Raw genomic sequence first — 13,372 nt, 5'->3', positions numbered from 1 at the left:
GCCGACTCGCACACGATTTTTTAATTCACTATCGATTACTCGAATAATCACGACCACTTTGAAGTACCCCGCCGCCGTCTGTGAAGCACGAATGCTGCAACCACCTCACGACGGCGCTTCCCCCGGGGTAGAGCCGCCAAGACCGGGCTCCGAGTTTGCTCTGGCTACCCTCAGCTGAGATCAGGGCGATGGCGAAGAAGTTAATTCGATATAGAACTAATGACCTCAACCTATATTAAGACAAAGCCCGAACGATGTTGTATGACCGAAAATGAATCAAACTCCGAGGGCCTGATGGAACGCCAGACCACGGGTGAAGACCGCGTACGGATGGTTGCTCGGCAGCTGTCGGAGCCACAGACGGCCAACTGGATCGCCTCCGAAGCGGGCTGGTCACACGAACCAACTAAGCGCGTCCTCGAGCGACTCGTCGACGACGGCATCCTCCACCGTGACGAAAGCGGTACTCACACGACGTATTACCCTGATTATCGCCGCCAAGCGATGCAGGAGGCGATGCGTCTTCGAGACAGCGGACACACTGTCGAGGAGCTTACGGACCGGCTCGCGGATATGAAGACCCAGATCCGCGACTGGGAGGACGAATTCGGCGTCGAGTCACCGAACCAGCTTCGCGGAACGCTCGCTGACGAGTCCCTTGACGGTGACAAGGAAGATCGGCGCCGTGAAATTGCCCGCGAGTGGGAGCACCTTCAACGGCGTATCCAGATTGTTGGCTTCGCCATCCGCGAGTGGGACTTCCTCGCTCCGACGACAGAGCCTGCCGAGGCCAGCAGCTAACGGATGTCGGTCCCGCATCCAGGTGGTGACCCGAACGCGAACCTCTACGCCCAATTGAAGCGGGACGTCCTCGACCGTGTCCCCCAGATCACGGCCATCGAGGACGTCCCTGACGATATCGAGGCCAAGCAGCTGCGGGCGGTTTTTGATCCAGCCCGCCTTGATCCCCCAACGGGCCCTGATTCGCCGGAAATGACCGTCAAGTGGTATCGACAGGACCCACACGATTGGTTCCGTATCAACTACACCGATCCGAACACGGGCTTTCACGCCGGCTGGCACCAGGACGAGGACCATCCTGATCTCGGACGGGCGCATTTCCAGTACTCTGCCGCCAATACGGAGGACCGCTGGGGGATCACATTTGAACACGAGACTCCTTCCCTGATCCTCTGGGAAATCGTCGAAGCGCTCCTCGAGGACGTCCGTTCGACTTACCAGTACGCGAACGAGGAACGATGACACCTCGAGAACGCACTAATCAGTCACTCGCGAGTTCCTTCGAGCGCTACCTCCAGGACAAGGGGAAAGGCCGCGGTGGCGACGGCGGGAACTATCGACGAAATGCTGCACGCGAGCTCGAGCGGTTCGCCGAGTGGGCCGCCGGCGACCACGGTGACGACGACCGGACCGGGATCGTCCCTGACGACGTTGACCGGGAGCCGACCTTCAACGATCTCGACGCACGTGTGTTTCGGGAGTACGCCCGGCACCTCGCCGGAGATCGGGGACTCAAGCAAAATACCGTCCAAACCTATTACCGCTATATCTCTGCGTGGTGTGGCTGGTGCGTCAACGAAGGCTACCTCGAAGCACACTACGCGCAGCGGGCCAGCGCGATGGCACCGCTCCCCGAAGACGACGGCCGCAAGCCCGGTGACCAGCAGGCATGGACGTCCGAACAGCGCCACGCCCTCACTCGGTACGTCGACGATGAGGCCCGTAACGCCATCGAGACGTACACGACACTCCCGGAGGATACCAATCTCCTTGACAGACAGCGAGCGCGCTACGCGGCGCTGAAGGCGGCTCGTGATCGGGCTCTGGTGTTCGTCCTCGCGTACACCGCCGTACGCGTCGGTGAACTCCTCCGGGACCCGAATGATCCGCGTCGACGTGGCGTCCGCTGGGAGGACCTCTCGCTTGAGGACGGGAGTATGGACGTCTACCGGAAGAAACAGCAGTGGGACGCCGCGAGTCTTCCTGACCCAGTAATTTCGCCGTTGCGGAGCTATCGGAAGCTCATGGATCCACCAACCGAGCGGTGGCCAGTGTTCCCGACGTTCGACCAGCGGACGCTCGCAGGACTCGTGCAGGAGGAGCTAGCCGACCGAGGAGAACGCCCAGATGCAATCGACGAGCAACGTGAGGAGTACGCTCGAGACCTCTTGTTGACGCTCGATGAGGATATCTGGCCGCCGTCGATCACCACGGACGGTGCACGGTCGATTCTTCAGCGGCTTTCCGAGGCTGCAGGGATCGACATCGACCATCCAAAACACGAGTATCTCGCGCCCCACGGTGGCCGTCGCGGGATGGGCGAGGTGCTTGTCCGCGCATTCGGGTACACGGTGGCTGCCCGGTATCTCGATAACTCCGAAGAGATGGTTCGTGAACGGTACTCGCATATCGAGGCTGGTGAACTAGGGGACGTGGCAACAGAAGCCCTCAATGAAGTTGATGGTGATTTTGTTTAGGCAAGGGCGGTGGTACAGAAGTCTTGACACACCCTGAACTGCGTGATTTCGATCTTTGAGTGGGACAAGCTTTCGCCCCGATACGAACCGTTATTGTCCTCTGAACATCGGTTCGATTTATATGACCCCGGTGATCGAAATTCGCCGAGTTGGGCCTTGAGAACTATTCTGCACCACCGCCTGACGACCGGTTAATCGCGGATCGGGTAGCGGATATGGCCGCGATCACGCCGACGTCCGCTGGCGAGTATATCGCGAAATCTCGGAATGATTTGCTCGCCAGCGATACCGAGCCGTTGGAGCAACAACTTGAGGCCGCCTACGAAACCTTGGAGCAGGAGCACGAACACGAACACAAACAGGAACTGGCCGAGGCAGTCGAGGAGGCGACCGCTCGTGAGGGCCTTCCGCCGGTCTATTACAAAGCGGCGATTGCTGTCCTCATCCTGCTGCTGCTCATCACCGCCTTCTGGCTGAAAGTGATCTGAGAATGCCGAAGGACCCCGACATCAAACGAAGAATTGACCGGGTCAAAGAGATTATCGACCAGCTCAATGCGGCCGACGTGTCGCTTGAGGACAGCCGCGATCTCTACGACGAGGGTCAGGAATTGCTGGCCGAAATCCGGGAACGCCTCCAAGACGGGGACGGCGAGGTTATCGAAATCGAGTGACCGGTGCGGTAGTCGGCAAGTCGGCCAGATTCTTAACCAATACTCCATCGGAAGGACGGTGTTCTGTTGGTTAAGATTGTGCCCGCTCCGATTCAGCATTTTCGAGGCAGAGTCTCCGGCTTCACGGAGTCGGGCGCACGCTCACGATTGAACAGGGTGAGCGCCGCCGCCGACCAACTGGACAACTCTGCTCGTGTCGTCGAGGAAGCTTACTCAGACGTACTGGCGAAAGAACGGGCCGAACGGCCAGCAAAGCATTCAAAGACCACGATAGGTGAATACTATTCTTTTCTCATAATCTCAGCTTCGCACATAGCGTCAGCAGTTGAGTGAACGAAGAGGTGGTCGATCTCTTCCATGAGATCATCGACATCTCGGTAATCGTTGTCTCGAACCCAAGAGAGCAGGTTGTAGACGGCTTCTTTCAAAGGGTGTTTGAGGCACGGTCTATTGTTGCTTCAAGCATGATATGATAGCGTTAAGTCGCTGAACGACCTTTAGAACAGGCCTATGTGCAGAAAGCTGTATTACGTCGAGTTGACTGAGGCAGAGCGTGCAGAACTCGAAGCACTGGTTTCAGCTGGCAACCACAGTGCTCAAAAACTCACCCGAGCACGTATTCTGTTGAAGTCCGACGAAGGATGGAGCGATCCGAAAATCGCTGACGCGCTGGACTGTGGCCGCGCACCGTCCAGCGCACGCGTGAGCGCTTTTCTCGCCAACGTCTCGGCGCCATCGAACGGAAGAAACCAGATCGTTTCTAGCACGCAAACTTAATGGTTACGCCCAGGTTCACTTGATTGCGTTGGCGTGCAGCGAACCGCCCGAAGGGCGCGCTCGCTGGACACTTCACCACCTCGCAGACACACTTGTCATCCTTGATGAAATCGACGTTGAGTCGATCTCACATGAGACCATTCAACAGATTCTAAAAAAAAAACGAACTGCAGCCTCACCGAGCCACCCGGTGGGTGATACCTCCTGAGCAAAACCCCAAGTTCGTCCGCCAGATGGAGGATGTTCTCGCCCTCTATCACGAGCCATACGATGAAACGCGGCCAGTCGTCTGCTTCGACGAAACCAACAAACAACTCCTCACTCACGTCCGCGACCCGCTCCCGAACCGCACGGGAGCGGTCGCTCGAACCGATTACACGTACAGACGAGCCGGTACGCGCAACATCTTCATGATTAGCGAACCGTTGGTCGGCTGGCTCCACCTCGATGTGACCAAGAAGCGAACCAAAGTCAAATTTGTCGAGCAAATGCGCCAACTCGTTGATGTGCACTACCCGGATGCAGAGCACATTCGGGTAGTACTTGACAACTTCAGTACCCACACCGAGTACGCGTTCTACGAGTTTCTCCCGCCGACGGAAGCTCGCCGACTGCTGGAGAAACTTGAGTTTCACTTTACTCCACCGCACGGTAGTTGGCTCAATGTGGCAGAAATCAAACTCAGCGCACTCTCGTCTCAGTGTCTCGACCGCCGAATTCCCTACGCAGCGACACTCCGTTCGGAGGTCGCTGCGTGGGAACAGAGTCGAAACGAAGCGGACATATTCATAGACTGGCAGTTCACAACCGACGACGCACGCATCAAACTGCGCAGGCTATATCCCGTCTCAACTGACGCTTGAAGCAACACTAGGAAGTATGAAAAGAACAACATATAACAAGTCATGAGTTTCCATGACTATACGTTTGGGACCGCGCCAACAATCGGTTGATTTAATTGAGTACTGGGAGACGTTCAGATATGACCATTTATTATGAAGATTTGACGGTCGGTGAGATCTACAAAACAGATAGTTACACAATAACCAAAGAGGAAATAATCACATTCGCGGAACAGTTCGACCCACAGCCATTCCACGTCGACGAAGCGGCCGCACAAGAGTCGATGTTTGGGGAGATTATCGCCAGCGGCCTTCACACGCTGTGTCTGACGGTCCGATTGTACACAACCGATATTTTCCAGGGTGAGGAATCAGTCGCCCTCATGGGCGGCTGGGGGATGGATGAACTTCGATTCGACGAACCCGTGTATCCGGGAGATACACTTTACGTACAAATGGAGATTACCGACAAGAACCTCTCAGAGAGTCGAACAGACCGGGGTTATGTTGATTTCTACCCTCGTGTCTTTGTTGGGGACCGAGAAGTTATGTCTGTCATCGCACACGGAATTGTCAGACGGAATAACGATTTCGAGTGAATATCGCAAGCTCAGATCGGAGAGACGAAACATTCTAGTCCATCCGACCAGCCTATCTGCGAAGAGCAACTGCGAGACACCTCACCATACGTAGCAAAAGGTACAAATACACTCGGAGAGCCATAAGAAATGAGGATTACTGACATGCGCGCACAGAGGGACATTCTGGCCGTGGGTCGCCGAGTAGCTGGAATTCTGATCACCGAAGCAGGTAGACGCGAAAATCGATTGAACACTGAATCCAATTGAATACTCATGTTTGATAAGATACTAGTCGCAAACCGTGGTGAAATCGCTGTTCGAATAATGGTCGCTTGCGAAGAACTTGGGGTCGATACCGTCGCCATTTATAGCGAAGCGGACCGCAATACCGGCCACGTTAATTACGCTGACGAGGCGTACAACGTCGGACCGGCACCTGCTAGTGAATCGTATCTCGACCAGGAAACAATTATCGAGACAGCACGACAGGCCGACGCCGATGCCATCCATCCCGGCTACGGGTTTCTCGCCGAGAACGCCGGGTTCGCTCGCCGAGTCGAAGAGACGGACGGTCTGACGTGGATCGGCCCACCCAGCGATGCCATGGAGCAACTCGGAGAGAAAACGAAGGCGCGTTCGATAATGACTGAAGCCGATGTCCCTGTCGTCCCTGGCACGAATGAACCGGTTGAGAGTGTCGAGGAGGTCCGCGAGCTCGGAGACAAGTACGGCTATCCAATCGCGATCAAGGCCGAGGGGGGCGGTGGCGGCCGTGGAATGAAGATTGTGCACAGTGAGGAGAACGTCGAAGATACACTTGAAAGTGCAAAGCGAGAGGGAGATGCGTACTTCGGGAATGACTCAGTGTACGTCGAAAAATACCTCGAAGCTCCGAAACACATCGAGGTACAGGTACTCGCAGACGAACACGGCAACGTCCGGCATCTCGGAGAACGCGAGTGCTCCCTCCAGCGTCGACACCAAAAGGTAATTGAGGAAGCACCGAGTCCCGCTCTGTCGGATGAACTCCGGGAACAGATTGGTGAAGCGGCACGCCGTGGCGTCAGCGAAGCAGAGTATACCAACGCTGGCACCGTTGAGTTCCTCGTCGAAGACGGCGAGTTCTTTTTTATGGAGGTTAATACTCGTATTCAGGTCGAACACACCGTCACAGAGGAAGTCACTGGACTCGACATCGTCCGCTGGCAAATTCTCGTTTCTGCTGGGGAGGAGTTGGCCTTCGACCAGGAAAGCGTCGAAATAGAAGGACACGCCATCGAGTACCGTATCAATGCAGAGAATCCGGCAAACGACTTTACACCGATGCCCGGATTACTGGAGACGTACAACCCCCCGAGTAGTATCGGTATCCGCCTAGACCACGCAATCAATCAGGGCGACGAGATCGGCGGCGACTACGATTCGATGATCGGTAAACTCATTGTTGACGCACCCGACCGCGAGCAGTGTCTCGAGCGCTCGAAGCGCGCACTCAAGCACTTCACAGTAGAAGGCGTCCACACGACGATTCCCTTCCACCGAATGATGCTTGACGACGACGTGTTTGTCGCCGGGGAGCACACGACAAAGTATCTCGACGAAGAACTCGACGAGGAAGACATCGCCGCAGCAGTCGAGCAGTGGGGCAGCGAACCCGGACCAGCAACGGGTAATACGGCGGCTGCCACCCACGAGATGACTGTCGAAGTCGATAGCAAAAAATTCGACGTGCTGGTCGAGGGCGACCTCAAGAGCACAGCAGCGGCGGGAACAGGTGCCGAGACCGGTTCTAGCGGCGATAGTGCCAGCCAACAGGCGGCTGGAGCCATCGCTGCCGAGATGCAAGGGACAATCCTTTCGGTCAAAGTGTCGGAAGGAGACGAAGTCGATCAGGGTGACGTCGTCTGCGTCCTCGAAGCGATGAAAATGGAAAACGACGTCGTTGCATCGACAAGCGGGACGGTTGCCGACATCCCGATTGCCGAAGGCGACTCCGTCGATATGGGTGACACCCTCATCGTCCTGGAGTGACTACCAATGAAAATCCGAGTTTCCACCGAGACGACCGAAGAGCAGGCACAGGCAATTGCACAGGCGCTGGCCGCACAGTTCGAAGATGACGTGACGGTCACAGACAAAGACGGGACCGAAGTTACCAGTGCCGACTACGAATCACCCCCGGAAGAAGCGAGTGCTGACACCTCACCTCCACAGGAAGATCTCGGTCCAACGGAGCGCGAGGAAGAACTCTGGAAGGAAATAGAAGAGATAGAACTCGGCGGGCACGAAAAGTACAAGGATCAGTTGCCTGACCAGGGAAAGAAGTTCGTTCGGGACCGCATGGACCTGTGGTTCGGTGACGACGGCCTGCTGTTCGAAGACGGGAAGTTCGCGGAGTTCGACGCCGAGGACAAGTTGCCCGCCGATGGTCTCATCACCGGCGCAGCGGAGTTCGACGGGCGCGACGTCCACTTCATGGCCAACGACTACACGGTCAAACGGGGGAGCATGGCCGCGAAAGGCGTCGAGAAGTTCCTCCGGATGCAACAGCGCGCGATGAAGACCGGCCAGCCAGTCATCTACCTGATGGACTCTTCCGGCGGGCGCATCGACCAGCAATCGGGCTTTTTCGCCAACCGTGAGGGCATCGGGAAGTACTACTACAACCACTCGCTGCTCTCGGGCCGGGTTCCGCAAATCTGTGTCCTCTACGGACCGAGCATCGCCGGGGCGGCGTACACACCCGTCTTCGCTGATTTCACCGTCATGGTCCGAAATATGTCTGCGATGGCCATCGCCAGTCCGCGAATGGTCAAGATGGTCACCGGCGAGGATATCGACATGCAGGACCTGGGTGGGCCGGACGTCCACGCCAAACACTCCGGGAGTGCCGATTTGGTGGCAGACGACGAGGAACACGCCCGCGAACTCGTCTCGAAGCTAACCAGCTACCTGCCGGACAACAGCGACGAAAAGCCGCCACAGACTGATGGAACGGCCCCTGCGAGTTCGCCAGAGGGTATCGACGGTGTGATTCCGCAGGCACCGAATCGCGGTTACGACATGACAGACATCATCGACCGGGTCGTCGACGCCGACTCCTGGTTCGAACTCCAGCCCGACTACGGGAAGGAGATTCTGACCGGATTTGCTCGCATCGACGGGCGGCCGGTGGGTATCGTCGCCAACCAGCCAGCCCAGCGTGCGGGCGCTATCTTCCCCGATTCCGCCGAAAAAGCAGCCCAGTTCGTCTGGAAGTGCGACGCCTACAACATTCCGTTGCTGTATCTGGCAGACACGCCCGGCTTCATGGCCGGCTCCAGCGTCGAGAAGGAGGCGATCTTGGAGAAGGGCAAGAAGATGATTTACGCCACGTCGTCGGCAACGGTCCCGAAACAGTGCGTGGTCGTCCGCAAAGCCTACGGCGCGGGCATCTACGCGATGTCCGGTCCTGCATACGATCCGGAATCTACGATTGGACTCCCCTCTGGTGAAATAGCCATCATGGGGCCCGAAGCCGCGATTAACGCCGTCTACGCCAGAAAGCTCAACGATATCGAAGACGAAGACGAACGTAAACAAAAAGAGCAGGAACTCCGCGAGGAGTACCGCGAGGATATCGACATCCACCGGATGGCCAGCGAAGTCGTCATCGACGATATCGTCCCACCCAGCACGCTCCGCAAGGAACTGGTGAATCGCTTTGCGTTCTACGAGGGCGTCGAGAAGGACCGCCCGGACAAGAAACACGGGACGGTTCTCTGAACGACCCCATCGCTTCCAATCAAACACTGAGAAAACCATGACTGGAAAATACTACGAGGAATTCGAAGTCGGAGAGACTATCGAACACGACAAACGCCGGACTGTATCCGAGGCGGACAACCAGGCGTTCTGTGATATGACGATGAACCAGCAGCCGCTTCATTTAGATGCGGCCTTCGCCGCCGAGACACAGTTCGGAGAGCGACTGGTCAACGGACTCTACACGATGAGTCTCGCTGTCGGGTTAACCGTTCCCGATACGACTGATGGGACGGCCGTTGCCAACCTTTCGTACGACAACGTCGAGCATCCGAACCCTGTGTTTCACGGCGATACGATTCGGGTGCAGTCGACAGTCACAGACAAACGCGAGACCAGCGACGGTGAGCGGGGAACCGTCACGATGCACGTCGAAGTGTTCAAAGTGGATGGTGATGCTTCGGACGAACCGCTGGTCTGTGAATTCGACCGGACCGCTCTCGTTGTCAATAACAACAGCAAGTCAGAGTCAGCGTAGAGTGGGCTAATAACGGCCGAACTCGTATCGCTGCCACCGTTGTTCACATCGCTTCGACAGTACATTTTTGCCAATTTTACACAGATGTGCGTCACGACGGTAAGTGAAGTAATCAGTAGTCTACCGTAAACTGATCGTGGTCGGACTGGCTCAGGAGGTCGGTACCGAAGTCTGTCAACCGGTAGGTTGTGCCCTCGCGCACGACTGCTCCCTGCCGTTCGAGTGCCTCGAGGTGAGCGTACGATTCGCCTGGGCCGTGCAATACGTGGATGCCCTCGAGAGACCCGAATAGTTCGAGACTCACGGTCCAGGTGTCACATGGCGCGTGCTTTTGTACTGCAGTGAGTACATTTATCGCGCGCTCGTGATGGTGTGCGATGATTTCGTCGGCGCGTCGTGTGGGCTGGGCTATCGGCTCCCGGTGGCCGGGATAGGCACACTCGTAGTCAGCGTCGGCAATCCGCTGTAGCGCCTGCAGATACTTCGGTAACGGTTGCTCGACGCGAACGTCTGCGCCGCCCACGTTCGGCGTGTATTCTGGCAAAAGAGCGTCACCAGAGAACACGACGGATTCGCCATCGAGAGTCATCTCGAAGATGCACAACCCGTCGGCGTGTCCCGACGTGTGGACGACGGTCATCTCATGGCTATTGAACGTGAACACGTCGCCGTCAGTGAACGTATCGACCGACGGCGGTGTCACTGCATGCTGTATCGTGTTTAGTATCTCTCGCAAGGAGTGGCGGTCGTCTGTGGGGATTCCCCAGTCCTCGAAGTAACCATCTTGCAGATTCTGGAGGGCTGTCACAGCGTCCTCGTCGCCGCGGACGAGTGGCGCATCCCGTTCGTGGACGTGGACACTGGCTCCGCTTTCTCCCTGAATATAGCCCGCAAGCCCCGTGTGGTCGCGGTGCCAGTGAGTGAGAAAGATCCTGTCGATGTCCGCAAAAGTGATCTGGTGGCTGTCGAGTTCCGCCCGCAGTTTGTCCTTCGTCGACTCGTCCCAATCTCCAGCGTCGATGAGGACCGTCTCCGGTCCGTCGTCGAAGAGGTAGACATTGTTATTACCCTCGAAGGCAGTGTTAGTAAGCGATAACCGTTCCATACTCCATCCACACCGGCGACTCAGAAAGGTGTTACTCTGATAGGACGCGCTGCCGGCATACCGGACCTGGTTGAGCTGTTCCTGACTGTATGAATATAAGAGTGATACTAGTTCGGATATGCCGAATATATATGGTTTCGATATCATTCAAAGGCCCTGGAGAGACTAGTAGACGAAGAGAGCTGAGAGTAGAAATTCAATACTGGAGGACATGCTGCGACAATTCAAATTTAATTACAGCCATATGTCCGTAATGGTCGGGAAAATGTAACACACAATAATACCAGGCAGTTCAAAATAGGCGATTTTCTCCTTGAAGCCTCGTATACATGTTCGGAATAGCCGAATTTAAGAGTTATATGGTTGAATGCTGCACTGTCACGCCTCTAAGCACGGCATGTGGGCGCCTCCGTTCAGACTTTTCAAGATCGGTGACAGCCAGTGGCACAAAAACTACCAACGAAATCAGGGCTGGGTGAAATCCGTTCGGCAATGCCAAACATTCTCAAGAATAGCTCGTGCCGACGTCTTTCGCGTTCCTGCGTCGCTCTATAGGATGGCAGTTGCTACAGTATTCCCCGCTTCCGGGCAGTCTCTCGCAGACGATCTCTTTCGTTCGGTGGTGCGAGCGAAATAAGTTTGTCAGTTCGACTGGAGACGGTCTCGCCAAACAGTATTGCGGTGTCGTGTTCGGTGACGACGTGGTCGGCATCGACCCGTGGCGTCGTCACCACTCCAGCGTCAGAAATGGACGAAACGATTTTTGACGAGCCATCAGGGACCGTACTCGTCAGAGCTACGATAGACGTTCCGCCGTCACTCCGGCGTGCGGCCCGGAGATATGCTGGTTGGCCGCCGGGAATGCTCACCTGTCGCGTTCCGATTCGCTCTGCGTTGACTTGGCCCTCAATATCGACCTGTAACGCACCGTTGATGGGCGTAAATTTCGGGTTCGTGCCGACCAGTGCCGGGTCAGACGTTCGCCGCATCGTGTCGACCGCCACGACGTGTGAGCGCTCCAGCCACTCGTAGAACGAGGAATTAGTTCCCAGTATTGCTGTGGCAAGCAATGGTCGACCGAGCGGACAGTCAGGGTCAGGTTCTGCAACCGAACTGCCACGCGTTACCATCCCCGACTCGACGAGCGATCGGACCGCAGAACTCACGAACCCACCGTGCAAACCCAGGCCGGTGCGGTCGTCCAGCGAACGCGCGACTGCTGCCGGAAGACGGCCGATTCCAATTTCGAGTGTCGCCCCCTCGGGAACGAGCCGTGCGACGTTCTCACCGACCCGCCGGGTCACTGCATCTATTTCGGGCGGGTCGATATACGGGAGGTCACACGTCGCCTCGAGATGCAGGTCGAACTGCTCCGCTCGAAACGACATTCCCGGCAACCGTGGTGCGTTCTGGTTAATCTCAGCGATGGTAATATCGGTCTTTTCCACCATCGTCGGAACGAGCAGTCCACAGGCACCAGGCGTGAGGGACCCATCACGCGGTGGTGACGTTTCGCAGGCACCGACAACACGGGTGGCCTGGTCGAGTATCATGCGGACGATATCCGTCTGGTCGGGCGAGCGCGATGGGATGTAAGCTGCTTCCCCGTCGTTCACGAGTGACCGCGCACTACCCTGTGGAGCCAGCATCTTGACCTCCGCAGTCGGCGTCGTTCGAGTGAATTGCTCGATACTTACTCCCGCATATTCGCGATCGAAGGTAGGACCTGCAACGAGTACCGTCACCGCAGCATCGCTCGCTGCGACCGCTTCGAGGGTTCGACCACAGGTATAGCCGGCCAGAAGCACCACGTCACCGTCTTGAAATTGAAGATCGTTCATGCGTTTCCTATCTGCTGCGTGACAGTCTACTCAGACTCACAGCAGTTTCCCTTGATCAATCTCGAGTATCTCCCCAGAGATGCTGGTGGTCTTTGTGAGAAACACGACTGCCTCTGCGACTTCTTCGGGCTGAATCAGTCGCCCGAGGGGATATCCCTTCTCGACGCCCTCGACCCACTCCTCCGGAAACATTTCTGTTTCCACTGCTCCGGGCGCGACGGCGTTAGTGAAAACGTTTTCTTTCGTGTAAACGCTAGCCAGCGAGCGAGTAAACGCAACCTGTCCGCCCTTCGAGGCACCGTACACTGGGTCACCGTGGCTGCCGTGCGTGCCGGCTGTCGACGATACGTTGATGATATGGCCCCGGTCGCTCTCCAGTATGACCGGGAGTGCCTCGCGGGTACACAGAATAGTCCCGACGAGATTTATCGAAATCGTCTGCTTGATGTCGCCTGGAGAGAGATCGTCGAGTCCCTGTCCCTTCATGATTCCTGCACTGTTGACGAGAATGTCGAGAGAGCCGAGTTCGTCTTCGACTGTCGAGACCATCTCCGTGACGTCGTCTTCGTCAGTGATGTTTGCCTGCACGGGCAGGACGTCAGTATCACCATCGTCGCCGAGTTCGTTGACCAGTTCCTCTGCCGCTTCCTCGTTCGAGTAGTACTGGAACGCGACGTTGTGGTCCGTGGAGAGTTCTCGAACGCATTCAGAGCCAATTCCGCCACTGCCGCCCGTTACCAGTGCTGTTCTGACCATACTCCTACTGATTCGGG

The 13,372-nt window shown here is 56.7% G+C and carries 12 protein-coding genes and 1 pseudogene; 10 read left to right on the top strand and 3 right to left on the bottom strand.

Features of this window, described 5'->3' with window-relative positions; all coding sequences use genetic code 11:
• The first annotated feature begins 219 nt into the window (after positions 1–219).
• From WDJ60_RS11060 to WDJ60_RS11015, 10 genes and pseudogenes are all read left to right on the top strand, one after another.
• The gene (locus tag WDJ60_RS11060) at positions 220–801 is read left to right on the top strand and encodes a DUF7342 family protein (protein WP_340100494.1); all 582 of its coding nucleotides are present in this window, start codon (positions 220–222) and stop codon (positions 799–801) included.
• A 3-nt stretch (positions 802–804) separates the two neighbouring features.
• The gene (locus WDJ60_RS11055; RefSeq protein ID WP_340100493.1) at positions 805–1,263 is read left to right on the top strand and encodes a hypothetical protein; all 459 of its coding nucleotides are present in this window, start codon (positions 805–807) and stop codon (positions 1,261–1,263) included.
• On the top strand, positions 1,260–2,498 hold the full coding sequence (locus tag WDJ60_RS11050; protein WP_340100492.1) for a tyrosine-type recombinase/integrase: 1,239 nt from the start codon (positions 1,260–1,262) through the stop codon (positions 2,496–2,498). The genes WDJ60_RS11055 and WDJ60_RS11050 overlap by 4 nt, the downstream gene beginning before the upstream one ends.
• Before the next feature lie 215 nt (positions 2,499–2,713).
• A complete protein-coding gene (locus WDJ60_RS11045; RefSeq protein ID WP_340100491.1) occupies positions 2,714–2,986 on the top strand; it encodes a hypothetical protein in 273 nt (90 codons plus the stop codon).
• A gap of 2 nt (positions 2,987–2,988) precedes the next feature.
• Entirely contained in the window at positions 2,989–3,171 is a 183-nt protein-coding gene (xseB, locus tag WDJ60_RS11040; RefSeq protein ID WP_340100490.1) for an exodeoxyribonuclease VII small subunit, read from the top strand.
• A gap of 510 nt (positions 3,172–3,681) precedes the next feature.
• A pseudogene (locus tag WDJ60_RS18835) lies at positions 3,682–4,811 on the top strand (IS630 family transposase).
• Between the two features lie 119 nt (positions 4,812–4,930).
• Positions 4,931–5,389 (top strand): MaoC/PaaZ C-terminal domain-containing protein, encoded by a 459-nt coding sequence (locus WDJ60_RS11030; RefSeq protein ID WP_340100488.1) that lies wholly within the window; start codon positions 4,931–4,933, stop codon positions 5,387–5,389.
• A 255-nt stretch (positions 5,390–5,644) separates the two neighbouring features.
• Positions 5,645–7,402, top strand: a complete 1,758-nt coding sequence (locus WDJ60_RS11025; protein ID WP_340100487.1) for an acetyl-CoA carboxylase biotin carboxylase subunit — start codon at positions 5,645–5,647, stop codon at positions 7,400–7,402.
• 6 nt (positions 7,403–7,408) lie between these two features.
• Entirely contained in the window at positions 7,409–9,136 is a 1,728-nt protein-coding gene (locus tag WDJ60_RS11020) for an acyl-CoA carboxylase subunit beta (RefSeq protein WP_340100486.1), read from the top strand.
• A 37-nt stretch (positions 9,137–9,173) separates the two neighbouring features.
• Complete coding sequence (locus WDJ60_RS11015) at positions 9,174–9,653, top strand: MaoC family dehydratase (protein ID WP_340100485.1); 480 nt, start codon at positions 9,174–9,176, stop codon at positions 9,651–9,653.
• A 112-nt stretch (positions 9,654–9,765) separates the two neighbouring features.
• Here WDJ60_RS11015 and WDJ60_RS11010 read toward each other — a convergent pair whose 3' ends face one another.
• The 3 genes from WDJ60_RS11010 to WDJ60_RS11000 all read right to left on the bottom strand — a co-directional run bounded on the left by WDJ60_RS11010 (position 9,766) and on the right by WDJ60_RS11000 (position 13,355).
• The gene (locus tag WDJ60_RS11010; protein ID WP_340100484.1) at positions 9,766–10,758 is read right to left on the bottom strand and encodes an MBL fold metallo-hydrolase; all 993 of its coding nucleotides are present in this window, start codon (positions 10,756–10,758) and stop codon (positions 9,766–9,768) included.
• 566 nt (positions 10,759–11,324) lie between these two features.
• On the bottom strand, positions 11,325–12,599 hold the full coding sequence (locus WDJ60_RS11005; protein WP_340100483.1) for an acetyl-CoA hydrolase/transferase C-terminal domain-containing protein: 1,275 nt from the start codon (positions 12,597–12,599) through the stop codon (positions 11,325–11,327).
• A 36-nt stretch (positions 12,600–12,635) separates the two neighbouring features.
• Positions 12,636–13,355: an SDR family NAD(P)-dependent oxidoreductase gene (locus tag WDJ60_RS11000; RefSeq protein ID WP_340100482.1), complete on the bottom strand. Its 720-nt coding sequence runs from the start codon at positions 13,353–13,355 to the stop codon at positions 12,636–12,638.
• Between the last annotated feature and the right edge of the window lie 17 nt (positions 13,356–13,372).

Origin of the sequence: Salinibaculum salinum (assembly GCF_037645885.1) — an archaeon.
GTDB classification, from domain to species: Archaea; Halobacteriota; Halobacteria; order Halobacteriales; family Haloarculaceae; genus Salinibaculum; species Salinibaculum salinum.
The sequence above is the reverse complement of the archived record's forward strand: the minus strand, read 5'-3'. Positions and strand labels throughout refer to the sequence as shown.